Source organism: Halomonas sp. M4R1S46 (assembly GCF_025725685.1).
Taxonomy (GTDB): Bacteria; Pseudomonadota; Gammaproteobacteria; order Pseudomonadales; family Halomonadaceae; genus Halomonas.
This window is the reverse complement of record NZ_CP107008.1, coordinates 939,960-964,932: the sequence shown is the minus strand read 5'-3', so window position 1 is coordinate 964,932 and position 24,973 is coordinate 939,960. Positions and strand designations below refer to the sequence as shown.

At 68.7% G+C, this 24,973-nt stretch carries 24 protein-coding genes; 9 read left to right on the top strand and 15 right to left on the bottom strand.

Annotated elements, in window-relative coordinates; translation table 11 throughout:
* The first annotated feature begins 26 nt into the window (after positions 1-26).
* The gene (locus tag OCT48_RS04585; protein WP_263591550.1) at positions 27-1,844 is read left to right on the top strand and encodes a cation:proton antiporter; all 1,818 of its coding nucleotides are present in this window, start codon (positions 27-29) and stop codon (positions 1,842-1,844) included.
* A gap of 74 nt (positions 1,845-1,918) precedes the next feature.
* Here the strand turns inward: OCT48_RS04585 and trpC are convergent, their stop codons facing one another.
* The 5 genes from trpC to OCT48_RS04560 form a co-directional block, all read right to left on the bottom strand.
* Positions 1,919-2,725, bottom strand: a complete 807-nt coding sequence (gene trpC, locus OCT48_RS04580; protein ID WP_263591549.1) for an indole-3-glycerol phosphate synthase TrpC — start codon at positions 2,723-2,725, stop codon at positions 1,919-1,921.
* A gap of 21 nt (positions 2,726-2,746) precedes the next feature.
* Positions 2,747-3,766 carry an anthranilate phosphoribosyltransferase gene (gene trpD / locus OCT48_RS04575; RefSeq protein ID WP_263591548.1) on the bottom strand — a complete coding sequence of 340 codons (1,020 nt, stop codon included), beginning with the start codon at positions 3,764-3,766 and terminating at the stop codon, positions 2,747-2,749.
* 30 nt (positions 3,767-3,796) lie between these two features.
* Positions 3,797-4,381: an anthranilate synthase component II gene (locus tag OCT48_RS04570; RefSeq protein ID WP_263591547.1), complete on the bottom strand. Its 585-nt coding sequence runs from the start codon at positions 4,379-4,381 to the stop codon at positions 3,797-3,799.
* Between the two features lie 252 nt (positions 4,382-4,633).
* On the bottom strand, positions 4,634-6,127 hold the full coding sequence (gene trpE / locus OCT48_RS04565) for an anthranilate synthase component I (RefSeq protein WP_263592576.1): 1,494 nt from the start codon (positions 6,125-6,127) through the stop codon (positions 4,634-4,636).
* A 247-nt stretch (positions 6,128-6,374) separates the two neighbouring features.
* Entirely contained in the window at positions 6,375-7,040 is a 666-nt protein-coding gene (locus tag OCT48_RS04560; RefSeq protein ID WP_263591546.1) for a phosphoglycolate phosphatase, read from the bottom strand.
* Positions 7,041-7,319: 279 nt separating this feature from the next.
* Between OCT48_RS04560 and OCT48_RS04555 the strand changes: the two genes are divergently transcribed.
* Positions 7,320-8,615, top strand: coding sequence for an NAD(P)/FAD-dependent oxidoreductase (locus OCT48_RS04555; RefSeq protein WP_263591545.1), 1,296 nt, complete (start codon positions 7,320-7,322; stop codon positions 8,613-8,615).
* A gap of 71 nt (positions 8,616-8,686) precedes the next feature.
* On the opposite strand, the gene OCT48_RS04550 is transcribed toward OCT48_RS04555, so the two are convergent.
* The 3 genes from OCT48_RS04550 to rpe are packed head-to-tail and all read right to left on the bottom strand — an operon-like array spanning position 8,687 to position 10,563.
* Positions 8,687-9,541 (bottom strand): mechanosensitive ion channel family protein, encoded by an 855-nt coding sequence (locus tag OCT48_RS04550; RefSeq protein ID WP_263591544.1) that lies wholly within the window; start codon positions 9,539-9,541, stop codon positions 8,687-8,689.
* Positions 9,542-9,586: 45 nt separating this feature from the next.
* Positions 9,587-9,862: a GIY-YIG nuclease family protein gene (locus tag OCT48_RS04545; protein ID WP_263591543.1), complete on the bottom strand. Its 276-nt coding sequence runs from the start codon at positions 9,860-9,862 to the stop codon at positions 9,587-9,589.
* Positions 9,863-9,864: 2 nt separating this feature from the next.
* Positions 9,865-10,563, bottom strand: coding sequence for a ribulose-phosphate 3-epimerase (rpe, locus tag OCT48_RS04540; protein WP_263591542.1), 699 nt, complete (start codon positions 10,561-10,563; stop codon positions 9,865-9,867).
* 145 nt (positions 10,564-10,708) lie between these two features.
* On the opposite strand from rpe, the gene ggt reads away from it, so the two are divergent.
* Complete coding sequence (gene ggt, locus OCT48_RS04535) at positions 10,709-12,436, top strand: gamma-glutamyltransferase (protein ID WP_263591541.1); 1,728 nt, start codon at positions 10,709-10,711, stop codon at positions 12,434-12,436.
* Between the two features lie 33 nt (positions 12,437-12,469).
* Here ggt and OCT48_RS04530 read toward each other — a convergent pair whose 3' ends face one another.
* On the bottom strand, positions 12,470-12,919 hold the full coding sequence (locus OCT48_RS04530) for a GNAT family N-acetyltransferase (RefSeq protein ID WP_263591540.1): 450 nt from the start codon (positions 12,917-12,919) through the stop codon (positions 12,470-12,472).
* Between the two features lie 109 nt (positions 12,920-13,028).
* Here OCT48_RS04530 and OCT48_RS04525 point away from each other — a divergent pair, with 109 nt between their 5' ends.
* Entirely contained in the window at positions 13,029-13,616 is a 588-nt protein-coding gene (locus OCT48_RS04525) for a YajG family lipoprotein (protein WP_263591539.1), read from the top strand.
* A 69-nt stretch (positions 13,617-13,685) separates the two neighbouring features.
* On the opposite strand, the gene OCT48_RS04520 is transcribed toward OCT48_RS04525, so the two are convergent.
* Both OCT48_RS04520 and OCT48_RS04515 read right to left on the bottom strand, forming a co-directional pair.
* A complete protein-coding gene (locus OCT48_RS04520) occupies positions 13,686-14,327 on the bottom strand; it encodes a thiopurine S-methyltransferase (RefSeq protein ID WP_263591538.1) in 642 nt (213 codons plus the stop codon).
* Positions 14,328-14,339: 12 nt separating this feature from the next.
* Positions 14,340-14,975 (bottom strand): TIGR04211 family SH3 domain-containing protein, encoded by a 636-nt coding sequence (locus OCT48_RS04515; RefSeq protein WP_263591537.1) that lies wholly within the window; start codon positions 14,973-14,975, stop codon positions 14,340-14,342.
* Positions 14,976-15,383: 408 nt separating this feature from the next.
* Between OCT48_RS04515 and miaB the strand changes: the two genes are divergently transcribed.
* From miaB to lnt, 5 genes are all read left to right on the top strand, one after another.
* Positions 15,384-16,727 carry a tRNA (N6-isopentenyl adenosine(37)-C2)-methylthiotransferase MiaB gene (gene miaB, locus OCT48_RS04510; RefSeq protein ID WP_263591536.1) on the top strand — a complete coding sequence of 448 codons (1,344 nt, stop codon included), beginning with the start codon at positions 15,384-15,386 and terminating at the stop codon, positions 16,725-16,727.
* An 81-nt stretch (positions 16,728-16,808) separates the two neighbouring features.
* Positions 16,809-17,912: a PhoH family protein gene (locus OCT48_RS04505; protein ID WP_263591535.1), complete on the top strand. Its 1,104-nt coding sequence runs from the start codon at positions 16,809-16,811 to the stop codon at positions 17,910-17,912.
* A complete protein-coding gene (gene ybeY / locus OCT48_RS04500) occupies positions 17,909-18,421 on the top strand; it encodes an rRNA maturation RNase YbeY (protein ID WP_263591534.1) in 513 nt (170 codons plus the stop codon). The genes OCT48_RS04505 and ybeY overlap by 4 nt, the downstream gene beginning before the upstream one ends.
* Positions 18,418-19,287, top strand: a complete 870-nt coding sequence (locus tag OCT48_RS04495; protein WP_263591533.1) for an HlyC/CorC family transporter — start codon at positions 18,418-18,420, stop codon at positions 19,285-19,287. The genes ybeY and OCT48_RS04495 overlap by 4 nt, the downstream gene beginning before the upstream one ends.
* Positions 19,288-19,312: 25 nt before the next feature.
* Positions 19,313-20,779 carry an apolipoprotein N-acyltransferase gene (lnt, locus tag OCT48_RS04490; protein ID WP_263591532.1) on the top strand — a complete coding sequence of 489 codons (1,467 nt, stop codon included), beginning with the start codon at positions 19,313-19,315 and terminating at the stop codon, positions 20,777-20,779.
* 131 nt (positions 20,780-20,910) lie between these two features.
* Here the strand turns inward: lnt and phaC are convergent, their stop codons facing one another.
* The 4 genes from phaC to aroC all read right to left on the bottom strand — a co-directional run bounded on the left by phaC (position 20,911) and on the right by aroC (position 24,967).
* Positions 20,911-22,752, bottom strand: a complete 1,842-nt coding sequence (gene phaC / locus OCT48_RS04485) for a class I poly(R)-hydroxyalkanoic acid synthase (protein WP_263591531.1) — start codon at positions 22,750-22,752, stop codon at positions 20,911-20,913.
* Positions 22,753-22,841: 89 nt separating this feature from the next.
* The gene (locus OCT48_RS04480; protein ID WP_263591530.1) at positions 22,842-23,318 is read right to left on the bottom strand and encodes a phasin family protein; all 477 of its coding nucleotides are present in this window, start codon (positions 23,316-23,318) and stop codon (positions 22,842-22,844) included.
* Between the two features lie 121 nt (positions 23,319-23,439).
* Positions 23,440-23,820, bottom strand: a complete 381-nt coding sequence (locus tag OCT48_RS04475; protein WP_263591529.1) for a hypothetical protein — start codon at positions 23,818-23,820, stop codon at positions 23,440-23,442.
* A gap of 61 nt (positions 23,821-23,881) precedes the next feature.
* The gene (gene aroC / locus OCT48_RS04470; RefSeq protein ID WP_263591528.1) at positions 23,882-24,967 is read right to left on the bottom strand and encodes a chorismate synthase; all 1,086 of its coding nucleotides are present in this window, start codon (positions 24,965-24,967) and stop codon (positions 23,882-23,884) included.
* Positions 24,968-24,973: the final 6 nt, after the last annotated feature.

Below are 24,973 nucleotides of genomic sequence, written 5' to 3'. Positions count from 1 at the left end.
CTTTCATCCAACGGAGCGCGACGACGATGGAGCATGCCGGCCTCGACCTGGCGGCGATCGGCCTGCTGGCGCTGATCTGCCAATGGCTCGCCTGGCAGCTGAAGCTGCCGGCGATCCTGATGTTGCTGGTGGCCGGCATCGCCGCGGGGCCGGTCACCGGGCTGCTCGACCCCGATGCGCTGTTCGGCGACCTGCTGTTCCCGCTGGTCTCCCTGGCGGTGGCGGTGATCCTCTTCGAGGGCAGCCTGACGTTGAACTTCCGGGAACTGGGCGGGCATGGCCAGACCGTGCGCCGCCTGGTGACGGGGGGCGCCCTGATCACCGGGGTGATCGCCACCGTCTCGGCACACTACCTGCTGGCGCTGTCCTGGGAGATGGCCAGCGTGCTGGGGGCGCTGCTGGTGGTCACCGGTCCCACGGTGATCCTGCCGATGCTGCAGACCCTGCGCGCCCGGGAGCATCTCACCCAGATCCTGCGCTGGGAGGGCATCCTGATCGACCCGGTGGGCGCGATCGGCGCGGTGCTGGTCTACGAGTTCGTGGCCCTGGGCTCGGGCAGCGAGGCCGCCACCCAGACCCTGCTGCTGTTCGGCAAGACCGCGCTGATCGGCTTCGGGCTGGGCATCGCCGGCGGCCACCTGTGGGGCCAGGTACTGCGCCGCTACTGGCTGCCCCGCCAGTTGCACAGCTTCGGCACCCTGATGATGATGCTGGCGCTGTTTTCGCTGTCCAACCTGCTGTTCCACGAGTCGGGGCTGCTGACCGTGACGGTGATGGGCGCCTGGCTGGCCAACATGCGGGGCGTGCCGACCCGGCCGATCATCGAGTTCAAGGAAACCCTGTCGGTGCTGCTGATCTCGGGGCTGTTCATCCTGCTCGCCGCGCGGCTGACGGTGGAGCAGCTGGCGCTGCTGGGCTGGCCGGCCTGGGCCTTCCTCGCCGTGCTGGTGGGGGTCGCCCGCCCGCTGGCGGTGTGGCTGTGCACCCTGGGAAGTCGCCTGGAGCTACGCGAGAAGGCGCTGCTGGCCTTCATCTCGCCCCGGGGAATCGTCGCGGCGGCCACGGCCTCGCTGTTCGCCCTGCGCCTCGAGGAGATCGGCGTGGCCGGTGCCGAGATGCTGGTGCCGGTCACCTTCCTGGTGATCATCAGCACCGTGGTGAGTCAGAGCCTGCTGTCGCGGCCCCTGGCCCACTGGCTGGGGGTACAGCGCCCCTCCCCCGACGGCGTGCTGATCATCGGCGCCAACCAAGTGGCACGCGAGGTAGGCTGCCAGCTGCAGGCGGCCGGGGTCAGCGTGGTGCTGGCCGACAGCAGCTGGGACGCCATCCAGCTCGCCCAGCGGGCGGGCCTGACCACCTACTACGGCGACCCGCTCTCGGAGCATGCCGCCCAGCACCTGGAGCTCAGCGGCATCGGCTACCTGCTGCCGCTCTCCCCCTACCGCGAACTCAACGACCTGGCGGCGCTGCACTTCGAGCACCTGCTGGGCCGCGACCGGGTCTTCCGGCTGGCCGTCGATGAGGGACGCCGCGCCAACCGTCCCCACGGCCAGGCCCTGGACCACCTGCCGCTGCTGTTCGGTCGCGACGTGACCTTCGCCAAGCTGTCCCGGCTGGTCGCCGAGGGGGGCGAAGTACAGCGCCTGCGCTTCAGCGAGAAGACACGGCTTGAGGAGCAGCGCAACGCCCACGGCAATCGCTGGCTGCCGCTGCTGTGCATCGGTCCATCCGGCCGGGTGCGCCTGGCCACCGCCGAGGGCGGCCTGACCCCGAGGCGGGGGGACACCCTGGTCAGCCTGATCTTCGCCGACTCCCCCGCGCGCCAGGCCCCGCCGGCAAGCTGACCCCCGGCCCGGAACGGGCTCGCCCCGGCTGCGTGAGCGGCCGGGGCGAGCGGAGGCGGACGGAAGGCAGCCGCCTAGAAGAACAGCTCGCGCAGGGCCTCGCCGGGGTCCTCGCGACGCATGAAGGCCTCACCCACCAGGAAGCCGTGGACATCGTGCTCGCGCATGCGCAGCACGTCGCCACGGGTGTGGATGCCGGATTCGGTGATCACGGTGACCTCGGGGGGAATGCGCTCGAGCAGCTCCAGGGTGGTCTCGAGCCGGGTGTCGAAGGTGTGCAGGTCGCGGTTGTTGATGCCCACCAGGCGCAGGTCCAGCACCAGGGCGCGTTCGAGTTCCCGGGCATCGTGGACCTCGACCAGCACGTCCATGCCGAGCTCGGTCGCCTGGCGGTGAAGCTCCGCCAGGCGCTCATCGTCCAGGGCGGCGACGATCAGCAGGATACAGTCGGCGCCGATCGCCCGGGCCTCGCTGACCTGGTAGCCGTGGGTGATGAAGTCCTTGCGGATCACCGGCAGCGCGCAGGCCTCTCGGGCCTCGATCAGGAAGTCCTCGTGGCCCTGGAAGAAGTCGGCGTCGGTGAGCACCGACAGGCAGGCCGCCCCGCCGGCGGCGTAGCGCTCGGCGATCTCGCCGGGATGGAAATCCTCGCGGATCACTCCCCTGGATGGCGACGCCTTCTTGATCTCGGCGATGACACCGGGATCGCCGTCGCGGATGCGCTCATCCAGGGCCGCCACGAACCCCCGCGGGGCGGATTGCTCGGCGGCCAGGCGCAACAGTTCGGCCTCCGGCACGGCCCGTTGGCGCTCGGCGACCTCCTCGTCCTTGCGCGCCAGGATGCGGGTCAGGATGGTCGGGGTCTCGGGGGATACGGTCATGTCGGTGTCCTGAGTAGCGGCCTACTGGGCGAAGACGCGGGTGAAATGGGTCAGTTCCTTGAGCTTTTCCAGGGCCAGCTTGGCGTCCTGGGCATCCTGGGCCATGGCGACACCCTCCTTGAGGGTGTCGGCGACCCCGGCAGCATAGAGCGCCGCCCCGGCGTTGAGCGCCACGATGTCCGCCGCCGGCCCCTCGCCCACCAGGGCCTGCTCCACCAGGCGCAGGCTGTCCTCGGCGGTCTGCACCCGCAGGGCGTCGAGGTCGTGGCGGGCGATGCCGAAGTCCTCGGGGGCGATGGTGTACTCGCGAATCTCGCCGTCCTTGAGCTCCGCCACCCGGGTCGGCGCCGCCAGCGAGATCTCGTCCAGGCCATCCTCGGCGCAAACCACCAGCACGTGCTCGCTTCCCAGGCGACGCAGCACCTCGGCCATCAGCGGCAACAGCGAGACCGAGTAGACGCCCAGCAGCTGGTTGGGGGCACCGGCCGGGTTGGTCAGCGGCCCGAGGATGTTGAACAGGGTCCGCACGCCCATCTCGCGGCGCGCCGTGATGGCATGGCGCATGGCCGGATGGTGGTTGGGCGCGAACATGAAGCCGACACCGACCTCCTCGATGCAGCGCTCCACCTGTCCCGGGTCCAGGTCCAGGTCGATGCCGGCCACGGCGAACAGGTCGGCGCTGCCCGAGGACGAGGACACCCCGCGGTTGCCGTGCTTGGCCACATGGGCCCCGCCGGCGGCGGCGACGAAGCTCGCCGCGGTGGAGACATTGAACAGGTTGGCGCCGTCACCGCCGGTGCCGACGATGTCCACCACGTTCTCGGCGTTCAGCGTCACCGGTGTCATCAGCTCGCGCATCACCTGGGCGGCGGCGCTGATCTCCTCGGCGGACTCGCCCTTCATCGCCATGCCCATCAGGAAGGCGGCGACCTGGGCGTCGGTGGCCTCCCCGGTCATGATGGTCATCATCACCCGGTGGGTCTGGTCGAAGCTAAGGTCCTCGCGGCGCATCACCGCGCCGAGGGCTTCGCGCATCTGCATGGCCGTCTTCTCCTTTGGCAATGGCACGTGTCAGCGACGCTCAAGAAAGTTCGCCAGCAGCTCGTGGCCCTGGCGGGTGAGGATCGATTCGGGATGGAACTGGACCCCCTCGATGTCCAGCTCGCGATGGCGCATGCCCATGACCAGCCCGGGGGTGACGTCATCGGCGTCGGTCCAGGCGGTGACCTCCAGGCATTCCGGCAGGCTCTCGCGTTCCACCACCAGCGAATGGTAGCGGGTGACTTCCAGGGGATCCTCGAGGCCGGCGAAGACCCCTGCCCCGAGGTGGCGGATCCGCGAGGTCTTGCCATGCATCACCTGGGGGGCCCGCAGTACCTTGCCGCCGTAGACCTGGCCGATGGCCTGGTGGCCCAGGCAGATGCCGAGGATCGGCAGGCGGCCGGCGAAGTGGCGGATCGCCGCCATGGAGATCCCCGCCTCGTTGGGGGTGCAGGGGCCCGGCGAGATCACCAGGTGGCTGGGGGCCAGGGCCTCGATCTGCTCCAGGGTGAGGGCGTCGTTGCGGTAGGTGACCACCTCGGCCCCCAGCTCGCCGAGGTACTGCACCACGTTGAAGGTGAAACTGTCGTAGTTGTCGATCATCAGCACGGACATGGCAATAGCGTCCTGTTATCCATCATCATCATTCGAAAGCGGTATGGTCGATTCCCCGGTCGGCGTCCGGGGGCCTGGGGGTCGATGCCAGCCGTGCAGGGATGCGCAGACACAAAAATGCCGCCCTGACGGCGGCATTTCCTTCGGTCGCAAGCGTGCCGCCCCTCGCTCAGGAGCGCCACCACTGGTTCGGACCGACTGTGCGTTGCGATGCGTTCATGAGGCAATAGTGCTGTCCTGCGGCGATCCCTGTCAAGGTGACTCCAGGTTGTCCAGGCCGTGCTCGGCCATGGCCACGGCGCGGAAGAGCGCACGCCCCTTGTTGAGGGTTTCCTGCCACTCGAGCTCGGGCACCGAATCGGCGACCACGCCGGCGCCGGCCTGGACATGCAGCTCGCCGTCCTTGATCACCGCGGTGCGGATGGCGATGGCGGTATCCATGTTGCCGTGCCAGGAGAGATAGCCCACGGCCCCCGAGTAGACCCCGCGCTTGACCGGCTCCAGCTCGTCGATGATCTCCATGGCGCGGATCTTCGGCGCCCCGGAGAGGGTCCCCGCCGGGAAGGTGGCGCGCAGGGCATCCATGGCAGTGAGCCCCGGCTTGAGACGGCCGGTGACGTTGGAGACGATGTGCATCACGTGGGAATAGCGCTCCACCACCATCTGGTCGGAGACCTTCACCGAGCCGGTCTCGCTGATGCGGCCGACGTCGTTGCGGCCCAGGTCGATCAGCATCAGGTGCTCGGCGACTTCCTTGGGGTCGGCCAGCAGATCGGCCTCCAGGGCGCGATCCTCCTCCTCGTTGCGGCCGCGCACCCGGGTGCCGGCGATCGGCCGCACGGTGACCTCGCCATCCTCCAGGCGGGTGAGGATCTCCGGTGAGGAGCCCACCACCTGGTGGTCACCCAGGTTGAAGTAGAACATGTAGGGCGAGGGATTCAGGCTGCGCAGCGCCCGGTAGAGGTCCAGCGGGGGGGCCTGGTAGGGGATCGACATGCGCTGGGAGGGCACGCACTGCATGATGTCGCCGGCCAGCACGTATTCCTTGATGGTCTCCACCGCGGCCTTGAAGCCCTCCTCGGTGAACCCCGAGGTGAAGTGGCCTTCCTCCACCGCGGCCCGCCCGGTGCCGGGGCTGCCGGCCCGGATGATCGTCTCGCGCAGCGACGCCTCGAGCCGCCCCAGCCTGGCCACCGCCTGGCGGTAGGCCTCCGGCTCGGCGGGATCGGCATGGGTCCACAGGGTCAGGCGGCCGGAGAGGTTGTCGAACACCACCAGGTCATCGCACACCAGCAGCAGGATGTCCGGCACGCCCAGCGGGTCCGGCTTCTCCACGCCGCGCAGGCGCGGCTCGATGTAGCGGATGGTATCGTAGCCGAAGTAGCCGACCAGGCCGCCGTCGAAGCGGGGCTGGTCGTCGAGGCGGGGCACCCGGAAGCGCGCCTGGAAGTCCTCGATCCAGGCCAGCGGGTCGGCGACCTCCACCGCCCCCTGCTCATGGCCGTCGACGATATGGCTGACGGTGAACCCGCGCACCTCGATGCGCTCGTGGCTGGGGAGGCCGATGATCGAGTAGCGCCCCCACTTCTCGCCGCCCTGCACGGACTCCAGCAGGAAGGTCCAGGGTGCGTCGGCGAGCTTGAGGTAGGTGGACAGCGGCGTGTCGAGATCGGCCAGCACCTCGCGGGTGACCGGGATGCGGTTATAGCCGGCCTCGGCCAGCTCGCGGAAGCGTTCGGGAGTCATCATGGGCCCGGGTCCTCGCAATGGGAAAGACGATGGTCAGTCGAGCGACGCCCCAGGGGAGCGTCCGGTCAGGCGAGCGTCACCATCGCCAGCCGCCGATCAGGCCAGGGCATGCGGGGGAGCGGGTGGCGGTGCGGCGGGAAAAGGCATCCAGCGTCATGCGAGTGTCCATCGGCGGAGATCGCGAGATCCGTTATAACGAAAAACTATTGAGATCGCGCCCCATTATAGCGCAACCCGAATCACCCTAAACGAGTTCCGCCAGCGATTCAACTGTGCCATCCGGCCGGCTCAGGCTCACCGGTTCGCCGTGGTTGTAGCCGTAGGGAACCGCCAGGGTGCGAAAGCCTGCCGCCTTGCCGGCGGCGATATCGTGCCGGGAGTCGCCGACCATCAGGCAGTGACGCGACACCACCGCCAGCCGGTCGGCGGCATGGGTCAGCGGCAGGGGGTCGGGCTTGCGGCGTGGCAGGCTGTCGCCGCCCAGGCAGAGGGCGAAATGCGACGCCAGGCCGAAGCGCTCGAGGATCGGCGCGATGAAGGCCTCGGGCTTGTTGGTCACCAGTACCAGCGCAAGCCCTGCTTCGCGCAGGCCGTCCAGTGCCGGCCGCACGCCGGGATAGAGCCGGGTGCGCTCGCAGGGCGCGCGGCCATAGTGGGCCAGGAAGCCCGCGTGGGCCGCCTCGAGCCGCGCGGCCGAGGGCGTCTGGCCGCAGGCATCGTGCAGGACCCGCTCCATCAGCACCCGGGAGCCGTTGCCGACCCAGTCGCGCACCCGGGCCTCGCCCGGCGCGGCCAGCCCCTCGTCGCGCAGGGCGGCAGCCACCGCGGCGGCCAGGTCGGGCACGGAATCCACCAGGGTCCCGTCGAGGTCGAAGGCGACCAGTCGAATATCGGCCAGGAGTGGGTGCATATCGGTTTCCTCGGGACAGCGGGTGACGGGCAGCAGGCGGCGGTTTCGACGCCGCACATATGTAATATTACGAAAAAAAATACCCCTCTACCCTAATGAGGGCATAGGCAGGGGCGCGCAAGAGGCATATTCTAGGGTCAGCCGTCGCCGCTACCCGGCCGGAGCCCTCACGATGCCATGGCTGCCTCGCCTCCGCAGGCCCGTGACACCGTACGAGACCCCCGGCCTGACCCAGGCGACCCACTTAGCGCTCTTCCCATCTTGTTTCAGGAGTCTCGCATGACCCTACCGCGTATCGTGGTGGTCGGCGGTGGCGCGGGCGGACTCGAGCTGGTGACCCGGCTCGGCCGCAAGTTCGGCAAGCGCAAGCGTGCCGAGATCGTGCTCGTCGACCGCAATTCCACCCACATCTGGAAACCCCTGCTGCACGAGGTCGCCACCGGCGCCCTGGACTCCGGTCTCGACGAGATCTCCTACCAGGGCCACGCCCGGGCCCATGGCTACCGCTTCCAGCTCGGCACCCTGTGCGATCTGGATCGGGAGGCCCGCACCCTGACCCTGGCCCCGGTGCGCGACGATGACGGCGTGGAGGTGCTGCCCTCGCGCACCCTGGCCTACGACGAGCTGGTGATGGCCGTCGGCAGCGTCAGCAACGACTTCGGTACCCCGGGGGTCAGCGAGCACTGCCACTTCCTCGACAGCCCCCAGCAGGCCGAGGCGTTCCGCAAGGCCATGCTCAATGCCTTCCTGCGCTACAACGCTCCCCGGGAGACGCCCTCGCGCATGGTGGTCGGCATCGTCGGGGCCGGCGCCACCGGCGTGGAACTCGCCGCCGAGCTGCACGGCGCCTCCCAGATGCTCAACAGCTACGGCTTGACCACCCTGGACAGCGAGCATCTCGAGGTGCACCTGATCGAGGCGGCCCCCAAGGTGCTGCCGGCCCTGCCGGACCGCATCAGCCGGGCGGTACACGCCGAGCTGGGGCGGCTGGGGGTGGGCGTCCATGTGGGCACCCGGGTCACCGAGGTCGAGCCCCACGCCATCGTCACCGCCGACGGCGAGCGCATCGAGACCGACCTCAGCGTCTGGGCCGCCGGCATCAAGGCCCCGGCCTTCCTCTCGACGCTGGGCCTGTCCACCGAGCCCAACCATCGCCTCAAGGTGACGGAGACCCTGCAGAGCGTCGACGACGAGCACATCTTCGCCTTCGGCGACTGCGCCAGCTGCCCCCAGCAGGACGGTTCGATCGTCCCGCCCCGGGCCCAGGCCGCCCACCAGCAGGCCACCCGGCTCTACCGCAACCTGGCGGCCCGGCTCGAGGGCCGGTCGCTCAAGCCGTTCGTCTTCCGCGACCGCGGCTCGCTGATCTCGCTGGCCCACTTCGACGCCATCGGCAGCCTGATGCGCGGGGCCTCGGCGCGCAGCCTGTTCGTCGAGGGGCATCTCGCCAAGTTCTTCTATGCCTCGCTCTATCGCATGCACCAACGGGCCATCCACGGCGCCCTCAAGACAGGCCTGATGGTGGTGGTCGACGGCCTCAACCGCTTCATCAAGCCGCGCCTCAAGCTGCACTGAGCCCCGCCCGCCCCTGCACGAGAAGGGGCCGCCGGACATCCGGCGGCCCCGTTTCGCATTGGCGGGACGGCTCAACGCTCGAGGAGCGCCGCGCCGCGCGCCTCCCCCGCCTCGGCGTGGTGGTAGACGTGCACGTCGCGCTGGGGAAAGGGAATGCTGATGCCCTCGACGTCGAAGCGACGCTTGATCTCCTCGGTCATCTCCCAGTGGACGTCCCAGTAGTCCTCCGCCTTGACCCAGGGCCGCACGATCCAGCTCACGCTGGAGTCGCCCATGGCGCTCATGCGGATAGTCGGCGCCGGATCCTCCAGCACCCGGGGATCCTCGGCCACCACGCCCTGCAGCACCCGGCGCACGGTGTCGATGTCGTCGTCATAGCCGACGCCCACCACCAGATCCACCCGCCGGGTGGCATGGCTGGAGTAGTTGGTGATGGCGCCGTTCATCATCTGGCCGTTGGGCACGATGATCTTGCGGTTGTCGGCGGTCTTGAGCTCGGTGGTGAAGATCTGGACGTCATCAATCACCCCGGCCACGCCGCCGGCCTCGACATAGTCACCGATCTTGTAGGGGCGGAAGATGATCACCAGCACCCCGGCGGCGAAGTTGGCCAGCGAGCCCTGCAGGGCGAGGCCGATGGCCAGGCCGGCGGCACCGATCACCGCGATCAGCGAGGTGGTCTGGATGCCCACCTGGCTGATCGCCGCCAGCACGACGAAGATCATCAGCAGGGCATAGAGGATGTTGCCCAGGAACTTCACCAACAGCGGGTCGAGCTTGCCGCGTTGCATGGCCTTGAGCGAGAGCCGGTGCACGAGCTTCACCGCCCAGCGCCCGACCACGAAGATGGCGGCCGCCGCCACCAGGTTGATGACGAAGTTCATGCCCTGCATCTGGACGAAATCGGTGAGCCATTGGCTATCCATGGGTGCTCCCTGTGCCGGCGAGGCCAGGCCCCGCCTCCGTTGTGGTCATTCGCCGGCCCGTCGACGGGCCAGCCACTGCCGCTTCGCCGTGGCGGAGAGACGCTTGACGGCGGCTTCCCGTCGCAACGCCTCGCCGCGCTCGCCGACGCGTTCGTGATATAGCAGAACCAGCGGTCCCTTGCCACGCAGGGCCTTGGCCCCCCGCCCGGCACGATGCTCGGCCAGGCGCCGGGTGACGTCGGTGGTGATGCCGGTATAGAGCGCGCCGCCGGCCGTCTCGATCACGTAGAGATGCCAGTCCGCTGGCGCCGTCCCGGCCATCCTCAGACCTCGGCCAGAGCCCGACGGAAGTCGCGGATGACGCTGTCGTAGCGGTGCGGGTCGACGGGATTGCGCGCCTTGAACACCGCCGAGCCGGCCACGAAGGTGTCCGCCCCGGCCCGGGCGATCTCGGCGATGTTGTCCACCTTGACGCCACCGTCGATCTCCAGGCGGATATCGCGGCCCGAGGCATCGATGCGGCGGCGCGCCTCGCGCAGCTTGTCCAGGGTCCCGGGAATGAACGACTGTCCCCCGAAGCCGGGGTTGACGCTCATCAGCAGCACCATGTCGACCTTGTCCATCACGTGGTCGAGGAAGGACAGCGGCGTGGCCGGGTTGAACACCAGCCCCGCCTTGCAACCGCCGTCGCGGATCAGCTGCAGGGAGCGGTCGATGTGCTCGGAGGCCTCGGGATGGAAGGTGATGTAGGTGGCGCCGGCATGGATGAAGTCGCCGATCAGCCGATCCACCGGCCTGACCATCAGGTGGGCGTCGATGGGCGCGGTCACGCCATGCTTGCGCAGGGCCTCGCAGACCATGGGGCCGATGGTCAGGTTGGGGACATAGTGGTTGTCCATCACGTCGAAGTGGACGATGTCCGCGCCGGAGGCGAGCACGTCGTCGACCTCCTCACCGAGACGGGCGAAGTCGGCGGAGAGGATCGAGGGGGCGATCTGGAAATCGGGTCGGGAGTCGGTCATGGCGACGATCGGGTCCTGTAAGAGTCGATGGGCACGATGGGCGGCATTCTAACAGCATTCGGGGGCCCCTCGTGTGCCTTGCGGGATCGCCGTTCCCGGTCGATAGTGATCAGTCGTGCCCCATCCGCGACAAGGAGATGTCCTGATGTCCCACCGTCTTACCCGCCCCCTGGGCGCCGCCCTGCTCGCCGGTAGCCTGCTCTGCGCCCCGCCCCTGCTCGCCCAGCCGGCGATCCTCGAGGGGGAGCGCTTCCACCCCGAGGAAGGGTCCCGGGGCATGGTGGCCACCAGCCACTTCCTGGCCTCCCAGGTCGCCCGCGAGGTCCTCGCCGCGGGCGGCAACGCCGTGGACGCCGCCGTGACCGCCGGCTTCGCCCTGGCGGTCACCCAGCCCCGCTCGGGCAACATCGGCGGCGGCGGCTTCATGCTGATCTCCGACGAGGAGAGCGGCGAGGTCATCGCCATCGACTACCGGGAGACCGCCCCGGCCGCCGCCACCGAGACCATGTTCCAGGACGAGGACGGCAACGCCGTCTCCGAGTGGTCGCGCTTCACCCACCGGGCGGCCGGGGTGCCCGGCACCGTGGCCGGCCTGTCGCTGGCCCTGGAGAAGTACGGCACCCTGAGCCTGGCCGAGGCACTGGCCCCGGCGATCCGCCTGGCCGAGGACGGTTTCGCGGTCCCGCAGCGCTTCGTCGATGGCGTGAGCGAGGCCAGCGAGCGACTGACCAAGTGGGACTCGACCCGGGCGATGTTCTTCAAGGAGGACGGCAGCCCCTACGACGTGGGGGACACCTTCCGCCAGCCGGACCTCGCGGCGACCCTCAGGCGCATCGCCGAACAGGGCCCCCGGGAGTTCTACGAGGGCGAGACCGCCGAGCTGATCGCCGCCGAGATGGAACGCCACGACGGCCTGATCACCCTCGAGGACCTGGCCGGCTACCAGCCGGTGATCCGCGAGCCGAGTCACGGCAACTACCGCGGCTACGACGTCTACGCCATGAGCCCGCCCTCCTCCGGCGGGGCCCATATCGTGCAGATGCTCAACATCCTCGAGGCCTATGACATCGGCCAGATGGGCTTCGGCGCGGCCAACACCATCCACGTGATGGCCGAGGCGATGAAGCGTGCCTATGCCGACCGCTCGGAGTACCTGGGCGACACCGACTTCGTCGAGGTTCCCCTCGCGGGCATCACCTCCGAGGGCTATGCCGACGAGCTGCGCGCCCAGATCGCCATGGACCGGGCCACCCCGAGCGAGGAGATCGCGCCGGGCAACCCGCTGCCCTACGAGTCCAACGAGACCACCCACTTCTCCATCGCCGACGACGACGGCCTGGCGGTCTCCAACACCTACACCATCAACTTCAGCTATGGCTCGGGCATCGCCGTGGCAGGGGCCGGCTTTCTGCTCAACAACGAGATGGACGACTTCTCCGCCAAGCCCGGCGTCCCCAACGCCTATGGCCTGATCGGCGGCGAGGCCAACAAGATCGAGCCGGGCAAGCGCATGCTGTCGTCGATGACGCCGACCATCGTCAAGCGCGACGGGGAGAACTTCCTGATCACCGGTAGCCCCGGCGGCTCGCGGATCATCACCACCACCCTGCAGGTGCTGATGAACGTCATCGACCACGACATGAACATCCAGTCGGCGGTCAGTGCCCCGCGCATCCACCACCAGTGGCTGCCCGACGAGCTGCGCATCGAGGCCGGCTACAGCCCCGACACCCTCGCGCTGCTGGAGGGCAAGGGCCACACCATCAGCCGGCAAGCGGCGATGGGCGCCGCCCAGTCGATCGTGATCGAGAATGGCCGCTTCTACGGCGGGGCGGATCCGCGCCGCTCCACCTCCTCGGCCATGGGACTCTAGCCGGAACGGCTCCTCTCCTGGTCGGGGCGGGGCTCAGGCGCGGCCGCGGCAGCTCCGGCGACGGGTCCAGACCATCAGGGTCTCGGGCTCGCCGCTGGCCGGATCCTCGGTTTCCAGGTAGGCATGGAACCCCAGCCGACGGTAGAAGGAGACCGCGCGTACGTTGCGCGAGAAGACCCGCAGGGTGATGCGCTCGCTGAGCGCCATGACGTGGGCCATCAGCTCCGAGCCATGCCCGTAGCCCTGGGCCTTGGGATCCACGAACAGCGCCTCGAGGTGCTCGCTGCGCATGGCCGCGAAGCCGACCACCCGACCACCGGCGTCCAGCACCTGGATCCGGCAGTCGGGCAGGCACTCTCGGGTCATCTCTTCGGCACGGGCGGCCCGGATCTCCTCGTCCAGGAAGGGATGGGCCAGGCGGGAGGCACGCTGCCAGATGTCGACGATGGCCGGCATATCCTCCGGTGTGGCGGCTCGGATCATGACGACTTTCCTGTGATGATGCTTGCAGTGTAAGCCGGCCTGCCCAATGCTGCAGGCCGCGGCACGGGGACGATATACTCGAGGCTCATCCGCTTCTAGGGGTCTGCCCATGCCACGCCACCTCCTGCTCGCCTCGATGATCCTGCTGGCTACCGGCTGGCTCGCCGGCTGCGCCGGCCCCCACTACCTGCAGCCCGCCCCCAAGCGCACCGTCGCCGTACCCGTCACCGGCCAGGGCCAGGCCGTGACGGTGACCGCCGAGGACAGCCGCGACGAGGCGGTGATCGGCACCCGCAGCGGCAGCGCCATGTCCACCGCGGTGATCATCGTCGACCCGGCGACCCTGGAACCCCGCCTGCAGGCCGAGGCCGAGCGGGCCGTGCAGGAGATGGGCTTCTCCCCGACCCGGGAGACCGCACCGAACCGCCCCAGCCTGACCCTGACCCTGGCCCACCTGGGCTACGAGCGCGGCGACAGCCCACCGCTGGTCGGCAGCGCGCGGCTGGAGGCCGTGCTGGTGGCCGAGGCCCGCAACGACGGCACCACCTATACCGGCACCTACACCTCGCGACGCACCCAGAGCTATGCCGTGCGTCCGGACCAGGAGACCAACCTCGAGATGATCCAGGGGCTGCTCTCCGACGGCCTCGACCGAGCCTTCAAGGACCCCGAGCTCGGCCGACTACTGGCCCGCTGAGCCCCCGCGCAGACGCCGAGGGCGCCCCATGGGGCGCCCTCGGCGATGCGGACCCGGCAGCGGCGCGCGTCACTCGACCTTGGGCCCTCGACGGGTCAGACTCCAGACGCTCTCCCGGAAACCGCTGCCGGGCTCGGGCGCCCCATCCTCGAGGTGGCGAAGCTGGAAGTTAGGCGAGAAGAGCGCTTCCACCTCGTCACCATGGACGCTGTAGGGCGGCCCCCCCTCGTCTCCCGGCGCTCGGGTCAGGCTGATCAACAGCCCCCGGGCCCCGGGGGGGAGCAGCTGGGCCAGGTGGAAGGCGTAGCGCTGGCGGGTCGCCTCGGGCAGGGCGATCAGCGCCGCCCGATCATAGAAGGCCCCGACCTCCGCCGCCTGCTGGATATGGAAGTGGAAGAAGTCCCCGCACCACAGCTCCACGCTGCCCTGGCGGCATACCGCGAAGCTGTCGTGATGATACCGGGACACCTCGCCCACGCCCTCGGCCAGGAACTGCTCGATGGCCGGCTCGGCGAGCTCGATGCCGAGCACCGGATGGTCGTGGCTGGCCAGCCAGCGCATGTCGAGGCTCTTGCCGCATAGCGGCACCAGCACCTTGCTGCCGGCCGGGATGCCGAGGTCGGGCCAGTGCCGCATCAGCGCGGGGTGCACCGCCTCCCGGTGGAAGCCGATGCGCCCTTGCCGCCAGCGCTGCAGCCATTGGTTGTCCATGGGCGAGGCCCCTCAGAACCAGCGGTCACGCTTGCGACGCCGCCGCGGCAGGTGCGGCACGATCAGGCCCACCAGCAGGCCGGCACCGGCCACTCCGCCGCCATACATGAAGTAGCGCATCAGCAGGTCTTCCTCCTGGGTATCCAGGCGGGTCTGGAGCTCGCGAATGGTGGCACGGGACTGCTCGGTCTCCGCCTCGAGCTCGTGGTTGCGCGCCTCGAGCTGGGCGATGCGCTGTTCCCGCATGTCCAGGGTCTCGGTCATCGAGGCCATGCGGCTCTCCCAGGTCTCGTTGATGCCGGACAGCTCCTCAGACAGCGCCTGGACCCGCGCCTCGAGCGCCGGCAGGCGGACCTGGGCGCTGGGGCTGTCCTGCAGCTCGCTGCTCGGCACCCAGACCACGTCGCCGCTCTCGCTGCGCACCCGGGTATAGTCGCCGCTGGTCTCGAGGACCTCCACCGGCGCTCCGGCGGTCAGGGTGCCGACGATCCGGTAGCCGTCGGTGGGACCGCTGCGCACATAGGTGGTGAGTTCATCGGAGACCCAGCGGTCGGCGTCCCCGGCCTCGTTCTCCTGGGCCTGCAGCGGCAGGGCCAGGGCCCCGAGTAACACGCCCACGGTGAGTGTCTTGCATCGTTGCATCGTCATGCCATCTTCCTGGCTATCCAAGGCTCTGTTTGCGCTGCTCGTCGGCGCTGGCGGCAGTGGGTCGGCACTCCGTTCCGGCAACGACCGCGATGAAAGCGGGCCTGCCGCCAGTCGTCCACAGCTGCTGTGGACAAGTGTCGGGAAAACCGCTGGAAACCGTCGGCCAGGGGGCATGGCTGTCGCCGCCGCGACACTTCGGTCACTCGCTGACCAGCCGACCGCCCGTGCCGCGCCCCGAGCGGTGCCAAGGGTACCACAGTCGACCGCCGCCGGCGGCGGTCGACCCTGGCCCCTCCCGCCGGGGGTGCGTATAATGATCGCCCTCATCGGAAGGCCTGTCGGCCTCCCTCCTGCGAACGTCCATCCACCGGTGCACCCCGTCGGGCCAAGACGCCACGACCTATTCTTATGGCGAAGAAACTCTTCATCAAGACGCATGGCTGCCAGATGAACGAGTACGATTCCGCGCGCATGGCGGATCTGCTCGGCGAATCCCATCAGCTGGAGCTCACCGACGACGAGCGCGAAGCCGACGTCATCCTGCTCAATACCTGCTCGATCCGCGAGAAGGCCCAGGAAAAGGTCTTCCACCAGCTGGGCCGCTGGAAGAAGCTCAAGGCGGCCAAGCCCGAGCTGGTGATCGGGGTCGGCGGCTGCGTGGCCAGCCAGGAGGGCGAGGCGCTGCGCAAGCGTGCGCCCCACGTGGACATGGTGTTCGGTCCCCAGACCCTGCACCGGGTGCCGTCGATGCTCGACGCGCGCCAGGACGACCAGATCTCGGTGGTCGACGTCACCTTTCCCGAGGTCGAGAAGTTCGATCACCTGCCGCAGCCGAGTTCGGACGGCGCCACCGCCTTCGTCTCCATCATGGAGGGCTGCTCGAAGTACTGCACTTTCTGCGTGGTGCCCTATACCCGCGGCGAGGAGGTCTCGCGGCCCTTCGAGGCGGTGATGGACGAGGTCATCCATCTGGCCGACCAGGGGGTTCGCGAGATCAACCTGCTGGGCCAGAACGTCAACGCCTACCGCGGCGAGAACCGGCTCGGCGACGAGATCGACCTGGCCGAGCTGATCGCCTGCGTGGCCGCCGTGGAGGGCATCGACCGGATTCGCTTCACCACCTCCCATCCGGTGGAATTCTCCGACAGCCTGATCGAGGCCTACGACGAGGTGCCGGAACTGGTCAGCCACCTGCACCTGCCGGTGCAGGCCGGCTCCGACCGCGTCCTCGCCGCCATGAAGCGCGGCCACACCGTCGAGGAATACGTCGACAAGCTGGAGCGCATCCGCGAGCTGCGCCCCGATATCAGCTTCTCCTCGGACTTCATCATCGGCTTTCCCGGCGAGACCGAGGAAGACTTCGCGGCGACCATGGCGCTGATCGGGCGCATCGGCTTCGACGTCTCGTTCAGCTTCGTCTACTCGGCGCGTCCCGGGACCCCGGCGGCGAACCTGGCGGACGAGACCCCGGAGTCGGTCAAGAAGCAGCGCCTGGCGATCCTCCAGGAGCGCATCAACCAGCAGGCCATGCAGATCAGCCGGCGCATGGTGGGCAGCACCCAGCGCATCCTGGTCACCGGCTTCTCGCCCAAGGACCCCGGCCAACTGTCCGGGCGCACCGAGAACAACCGGGTGGTCAACTTCCGCGCCGCCAACCCCACCGAGCTGATCGGCTATTTCGTCGACGTGGAGATCACCGAGGCCCTGCCCAACTCGCTGCGCGGCGAGCTGGCTTCCCCGGAACGCTTCTGACCGCTGCATCTTGCATTGCCCCGGCGCCTGCCGGGGCAGTAAGCTGACCCCGACACTCATCAACGCACGGATCCGCCTGTCTTGAGCCAGCCATCCACTCCGGCCAACCGCATCATCACGCTGAACCTCGAGCCCAACGACCCGCGCCGCCTGGCCAACCTGTGCGGCCAGCGCGACGAAAACCTCAAGCTGATCGAGGCCCGGCTCGGCATCACCCTGCGCAACCGCGGCAACGCCTTCCAGCTGGCCGGCCCCGGCCACCGGGTCAAGGCCGCCGCCAACGTCGTCGAGCACCTGTACCGCGAGACCGAGGCCAGCGACCTGACGCCGGACACCGTGCACCTGTTCCTCCAGGAGTCCGGCCTCCAGGCGTTGGAGGAGGACGAGGGCCCGGGCGACGACGACGAGGTCCTGCTGCGCACCCCCAAGATGCTGATCAAGCCCCGGGGATTCAACCAGCAGAGCTACGTCTCGAGCATCCGCGCCCACGACATCAACTTCGGCATCGGTCCGGCCGGCACCGGCAAGACCTACCTGGCCGTGGCCGCCGCGGTGGAGGCGCTCAACCAGCAGGAGGTGCGACGCATCCTGCTGGTGCGCCCCGCGGTGGAGGCCGGCGAGAAGCTCGGCTTCCTGCCCGGCGACCTGGCCCAGAAGATCGATCCCTACCTGCGCCCGCTCTATGATGCGCTCTACGAGATGATCGGCTTCGAGCAGGTGGCCAAGCTGATCGAGCGCCAGGTGATCGAGATCGCCCCCCTGGCCTACATGCGCGGGCGCACCCTCAACAACGCCTTCATCATCCTCGACGAGAGCCAGAACACCACCCGCGAGCAGATGAAGATGTTCCTGACCCGCATCGGCTTCGGCTCGACGGCGGTGATCACCGGCGATATCACCCAGGTGGACCTGCCGCGGGGCCAGAGCTCCGGCCTGATCCAGGTGCTCGACGTGCTCAAGGACACCCCGGGGATCGGCGTCACCCACTTCGCGGCCAAGGACGTGGTGCGCCATCCCTTGGTCCAGCGCATCATCGAGGCCTACGACCTCTTCGAGGCCGAGCAGGAGGCCGAGGAACGCGCCCGGCGCGAGGCCCGAGAGCAGGAGCGCGAGGCCCTGCGTCAGGAAAGACAGCTGGGCCTGGAGCGCCGCGACCGCCAGAACGGCGGCGAGGAGAGCGCATGAACGAGATCTGCGTCGATCGCCAGGTGGCCCTGGAGGCCGAGGGCCTGCCCGGGCAGGCCGAGCTCGAGGCCTGGGTGGCGGCCGTGCTGGCACGTCACCCCGGGGAGGCGCACCGCGAGCTGACGGTGCGCTTCGTCGATGCCGAAGAGAGCCGGGGACTGAACCGGGACTACCGTGACCGTGACCGGCCCACCAATGTGCTGTCCTTCCCCTTCGAGTGCCCGCCCGGGGTGACGCTGCCGCTGCTCGGTGACCTGGCGATCTGCCATCCCGTGGTGCTGGCCGAGGCCAGGGATCAGGACAAGAGCCTCGCGGCTCACTACGCTCATATGGTGGTCCACGGCACCCTGCACCTGCTGGGCCATGACCATATCGAGGACGACGAGGCCGAGGCCATGGAAGCCCTCGAGCGTGACATCCTGGCGGGCCTGGGCATCGCCGATCCGTATCTCACCCCCAGCCCTCCGCACCGCGATTCCGATACCGAGGACGAGAGAGCCGACGCATGAGCGAAGACCGATCGACCGGCCAGGGCAACAAGTCCTGGCTCGAGAAGTTGTTCAGCGCCCTGTCCAGTGACAGCGACGAGCCCAGCTCCCGGGACGAGCTACTGGAATTCCTGCGCCAGGCGGCGACCCGGCTCAAGCTCGAGCAGGACGCCATGATGATCATCGAGGGCGCCCTGAACATCAGCGACCAGCAGGTCCGCGAGGTGCTCATCCCGCGCTCCCAGGTCAACGCCATCGCCCTCGACCAGCCCCTGGAGGAGTACCTGCCGGTGATCCTGGAAACCGGCCACTCCCGTTATCCGGTGATCGGCGAGAACCTCGACGAGGTGAAGGGCATCCTGCTGGTCAAGGACCTGCTTCCCCTGCTGCGCAACGGCAAGGACAACGGCCTGCCCTTCCAGCTCGAGGAGGTGCTGCGCCCGGCGATGTTCGTGCCCGAGTCCAAGCGCCTCAACAGCCTGCTCAAGGAGTTCCGCGATACCCACAACCACATGGCGGTGGTGGTGGACGAGTACGGTGGCACCGCCGGTATCGTGACCATCGAGGATATCCTCGAGGAGATCGTCGGTGACATCGAGGACGAGCACGACACCGACGAGGAAGAGGATATCCGCGAACTGGGCGACGAGCGCTACGCGATCCGCGCCCTGACCCCCATCGAGGACTTCAACGAGCGCTTCGGCACGCGCTTCTCCGACGAGGAGTTCGACACCCTGGGCGGGCTGGTGATGCAGCGCTTCGGCCACCTGCCCGGCCGCGGCGAGCATACCGAGATCGGCGGCTGGCGCTTCACGGTGCTCAACGCCGACAACCGCCGCATCCGCCTGCTGGAAGCCGAGCCCGACACCGAAAGCCTCGAGGACTGAGTCTCTCCCGACCATGGAAGGCCGCATGACGATCTCTCGCCCTCGCCGGGCCCTGGGCAACCTGGCCGCCGTGGCGGCCGGGGTCCTGACCACCCTGTCCGCCGACCCCTTCCAGCTCTGGTGGCTGGCCCCCGTGGCCGCCGGCCTGGTCTACGCGGGCCTGCCGTCCTTGACCGCCCGCCAGGCCGCCTGGCGGGGCTGGTGCTACGGACTGGGGCTGTTCGGCTCGGGGGCCTCCTGGGTCTACGTGTCGATCCACGACTACGGCTACACCGGCGTGCCGCTGGCCCTGGCCCTGACGATCCTGTTCGTGGCCAGCCTGGCGCTGTTCTTCGCCGTCACCCTGGGCCTCTACCGGCGCCTCGCCGGGCCGCGTCTGGCGCCGCTGAGCTTCGCCGGGGCCTGGGTGCTCGGCGAGGCCCTGCGCACCTGGCTGTTCACCGGTTTTCCCTGGCTGCTGCTGGGCAGCGGCCAGATCGATGCCCCCCTGGCCCCCTGGGCGCCGGTCGGCGGCGTCTACCTGCTGTCGCTGGTCGTCGCCCTCTCCGGCGCCCTGGGCGTGGTCTTCCTGCAGCGCCGCTGGTGGGCCGCCCTGCCGCTGGCCGCCCTGTGGCTGCTGCCGCTGGCCCTGCCGGGCCAGTGGACGCGACCCGCCGGCGAGCCCGTGCGGGTCGCCCTGCTGCAGGGCAACCTGCCCCAGCTGATCAAGTGGACCCCCGAGGGACAGCGCACCGCCATCGACACCTACCTGACGATGACCGCCGCGCTGGAGACGGACGTGGACCTGGTGATCTGGCCCGAGGCGGCGCTGCCGATGTTCGCAGACCAGGCCGCGCCGGTGCTCGAGCAGGCCCGCCGGCTGCTGCCGGGCACCAGCACCCTGGTCACCGGCATCCTGCAACGCGACGGCCAGGGGCACTACTACAACAGCGTGATCGTGGCGGACGCCTCGGCAGGCGAGTACCGCAAGCGCCACCTGGTGCCCTTCGGCGAGTACCTGCCGCTGGAGAGCCTGCTGCGGGGCGCCATCGCCTTCTTCGATCTGCCGATGCCGGCCATGACCCCGGGCCCCGACGCCCAGGCGCCGCTGGAGGTGGCCGGCACCCGTCTCGGCAACGCCATCTGCTACGAGATCATCTACGCCGACCTGGTGGCCGAACAGGCCAGGCACTCGGGGGTGATCCTGACGGTCTCCAACGATACCTGGTTCGGCGCCTCCATCGGCCCGCAGCAGCACCTGCAGATGGCCCGGCTGAGAGCCCTGGAGAACGGCCGGCCGGTGATCCGCGCCACCAGCAACGGCGTCACCGCGCTGATCGACGCCCAGGGCCGCATCCTCCAGCGGGCGCCCCAGTTCGAGAAGGCGACCCTCACCGGCGAGGTCACGCCCCGGGAGGGGCTCACGCCCTTCTCGCGTACCGGCAGCTGGCCGGTGTGGGCCCTGGCCGCGCTGCTGGTACTGCCCGGTCTGCAGCTTCGCCGTAAGCCGTAAGCCGTAAGCTGGAAGCTGGAAGCTGGAAGCTGGAACGCAGCGTAAAACGAACCGCCCCCATGGCCAGCGCCTGGGGGCGGTTTGTCTTCCAGCTTCAAGCTTACGTCCGCGAAGCGGACGCTCTTCCAGCTTCAGGCTCCCGACGACGTCGGGGGCTCGCCCAGCACCTCGGGGATGGTCATGCGGACATAGCGACCCGGGGCCGGCTCGAGGATATCCAGCTCCCCATCGCCCGGCTGGCGGGCCGGCACCATCTTCTCGGCGTCGGCATAGCCATTGTCGGTCATCCAGGCCTGCCAGTGGGGCCACCAGGAGCCCTCGTGGCCCTCGGCGCCTTCCAGCCACTGCTCCGGGGTCGCCGGCAGCTCGTCATTGGTCCAGAAGCCGTACTTGTTCTTGTGGGGGGGATTGACGATGCCGGCGATATGGCCGGAGCCCCCCAGCACGAACTTGACCGGCCCCTTGGGCAGCAGCGCACCGTAGTAGGTGCTGTTCCACTTGGCGATATGGTCCTCACGGGTGGAGATGAAGTAGCTGGGCGTCGAGATCTTGCGCAGGTCGATCTTCACGCCGTCCAGCTCGATCCCGCCGGGCTCGACCAGGCGATTCTCCAGGTACATGTGACGCAGGTACCAGCCATGGGTCCCGGCCGGCAGGTTGGTACCGTCGGTGTTCCAGTAGAGCAGGTCGAAGGGCGCCGGGCGCTCGCCCTTGAGGTAGTTGTTGATGTAGAAGGACCAGAAGAGGTCGTTCTCCCGCAGCAGGTTGAAGGAGTAGGCCATGACCCGTCCATCCAGATAGCCGTCCTGCTCCAGCTTGGCTTCGATGCCCTCGAGCACCGGCTCGCTCAGGAAGACGCCGAGCTCGCCGGGGTCGCGGAAGTCGAGCAGGCTGGTCATGAAGGTCGCCGACTTGACCTTGCGCCCGCGCCGGGTGCTGGTGAGGTAGGCCAGCGTGGAGCCGGCCAGGGTGCCGCCGATGCAGTAGCTCAGCAGGTTCACGGACTTCTCGCCGGTGGCCTGCTCGATGGCCTCCATGGCGGCGATGGGACCGAGCTGCATGTAGTCGGCCCAGGTCAGGTCGCGCTGCTCGGGGCCCGGGTTGCGCCAGGAGATGAGGAAGACGCTGTGGCCCTGGTCCACCAGCCACTTGACCAGGGAGTTGTCCTCGCGCAGGTCGAGGATGTAGTACTTGTTGATCCAGGGGGGGACCACCAACAGCGGCGTCTTGTAGACCTGCTCGGTGCTGGGGGCATACTGGATCAGCTGCATCAGCTCGTTCTCGAAGACCACCGAGCCCGGCGTGACGGCGATGTTCTCGCCGACCGCGAAGGCGCTGCGGTCGGTCATGGTGACGTTGAGCCCCTCGGCGGAATTGGCCAGGTCGCGGCGCAGCCGGGCCAGGCCCTCCACCAGGTTCTCGCCCTTGGTCTCGATGGTGCGTCGCATGACCTCCGGGTTGGTGGTCACGAAGTTGGTCGGCGACATCGCATTGACCAGCTGGCGGGCGTAGAAGGCCAGGTTGCGCTTCTGGTCGGCGGTGAGGCCCTGCAGGCGGTCGATCAGGTCCTCGACCAGGCGCGAGAACAGCAGGTACTGCTGCATGATCGCCAGGTAATAGGGATCGTTGGTCCAGGCCTCGTCCCTGAAGCGCCGATCGCCCTTCGCGGGCGTCACCAGGGGTTCCACCGACTCGCCGGCCATGGCCTTGAGGCCGTTCTGCCAGAGCTGGTACTGGTCCTCGAGCAGGCGGGCCTGGGTCTGCCACAGCAGGGACGGATCCTGCATCAGCGACTCGGCCCCGGCCCGGAAGGCCTCGCGCATGTCCGCGTAGACGGTTTCCGCGGCATCATCCGGCACCATGCGGGGGAGCAGGTCCTCCATCAGGGCCTTGTACTCCTCGCCGATCGCCTTGAACTGCTCGTTCCAGACCTCGAGCTCGGCCTGAGACGGTGCTTGAAACCCTGGCTGCATTGACCCCTCCTGTAACGTTGCCATCGACACGCGACCACCGCCGTCTCGCGTGGCGAGGCGGCGGCGGCCAGATTTGAGAATCCGAGTGATCAGGAACGCTTGCGCGCCGCCTGGCTGGAGGCCTTGGCCGTGCCCTGTGACTTGGTCGCGGTCTGCTGGGGCTTGGGCTCTTCCTGGGCAGTACCGGTGGCGCTCTCAGTGGCCTGCTGGGCCTGCTGGGCCTGCTCGGCCAGCTGCTGGCCGGACTCGGCGTAGAGCTTCTCCAGCTCGGCCCTGAACTGCAGGCTCATCTCGCCGAGGGCCCGGGCATCCTCCAGCATCTGCTTGGAGAGCTCGTTCATCATCTCGGCCTGGCGGGTGCCGAAGTCACGCAGGTCCTCGGCGTCCTTGACCTCGGTGGCGTCGCGCATGCGCTCGGTGCCCATCTGGCTGTAACGCTTCATGGACTCCATCTGGTACTCGGTCATGCGCTCCATGCTGTCCAGCATCAACGAGTTGAGCTTGCGCATCGGCTCGAAGAACTGGCGGGTCTGTTCGTTGAAGTTCTCGATCATCTTGTCTTGCATGGCCAAATCCTCCCGGAGGAATAGGTGACAACAGTCGTGCTGCGCTGCACAAATCGTAGTCTCGCACGACGCTTGTTGCAAGAACGTGACGAGGGGCTAAGCCAAAGGTCGCATGGCAGCCTCAACCGTCCCTCTTCCGGCGTGAACGCGCGCTCGCCGCCCCCGCCTTGGCGGTGCCCGCCTGGCCCTTGCCGCCCTCCTCGGCCGAGGCCGTGGAATCGCCCGCCTTGGCGCCGGCGGAAGAGGCGGCACGGGTGAGCATGTCCAGCATCATCTGCTGGTAGTTGCCGAAGCTGGACAGGCCCTGGGACAACCCCTGCTGCAGCATGGGCTGCTGCAGGAAGGGTTGCATCAGGCTCATGGGATCATAGCCCTCGACGCCGGACTCCATCTGCTGCTGGATCCGCCCCAGCAGGTCCTGCTGGAAGGCCTCCACGTTCGGCAGGCCCAGCGCCTGGCGGAACTCGTCGGGGGTCAGGTCGAATTCGACGTTGATCTTCATGGGAGGACCGCCTTGTCAAAGAGAAATGAGAGGATGCCGGTCAGTGTAGCAGCCATGGCGCTCACGGCAGCCGCGGGGTCGTCACGCTGACGTCCTGGTTCTGTCCCCGGTGGCGCAGCAGGTGATCCATCAGGGTCAACGCCATCATCGCCTCGGCGATGGGCGTGGCGCGGATGCCCACGCAGGGGTCGTGGCGCCCCTTGGTCACGACCTCTACCGGCTGGCCCTCGACATCGATGGAGCGTCCCGGGGTGGTGATGCTGGAGGTCGGCTTGAGCGCCAGGTGGGCGATGATCGCCTGGCCGCTGGAGATGCCGCCCAGCACACCGCCGGCGTGGTTGGAGAGAAAGCCCTCGGGCGTCATCTCGTCGCGGTGCTCGCTGCCACGCTGGGCCACCGAGGCGAAGCCGTCGCCGATCTCCACGCCCTTGACCGCATTGATGCTCATCAGGCCATGGGCCAGCTCGGCATCCAGCCGGTCGAAGACCGGCTCGCCGAGTCCCGGCGGCACGCCCTCGGCCACCACCGAGATCCTGGCACCCACGGAGTCCTGGTCGCGACGCAGCTGGTCCATGTAGGCCTCCAGCTCCGGCACCCGCTCGGGGTCGGGGCAGAAGAAGGGATTGGCCGCCACGGCCTCCCAGTCGCGGAACTCGATGGTGATGGGCCCGAGCTGACTCATATAGCCGCGAACCCGGATGCCCCGGGTGGCCAGGTACTGCTTGGCGATGGCCCCGGCGGCCACGCGCATGGCGGTCTCCCGGGCGCTGGAGCGGCCCCCGCCACGGTAGTCGCGGACGCCATACTTGTGGTGGTAGGTGTAGTCGGCATGGGCCGGCCGGAAGCGGTCCTTGATCTTCGAGTAGTCCTTGGAGCGCTGGTCGGTGTTCTCGATCACAAGGCCGATGGCGGTGCCGGTCGTCACGCCCTCGAAGACCCCGGAGAGGATACGCACCCGGTCCGCTTCCTGGCGCTGGGTGGTATGACGCGACGAGCCGGGGCGGCGACGGTCCAGGTCGTGCTGCAGGTCCTCCTCGCAGAGCGGCAGGCCCGGCGGGCAGCCGTCGACGATGGCGCCGAGCGCGGGGCCATGGCTCTCGCCGAAGGTGGTGACGGTGAACAACTTGCCGAAGGTATTGCCGGACATGGGCGT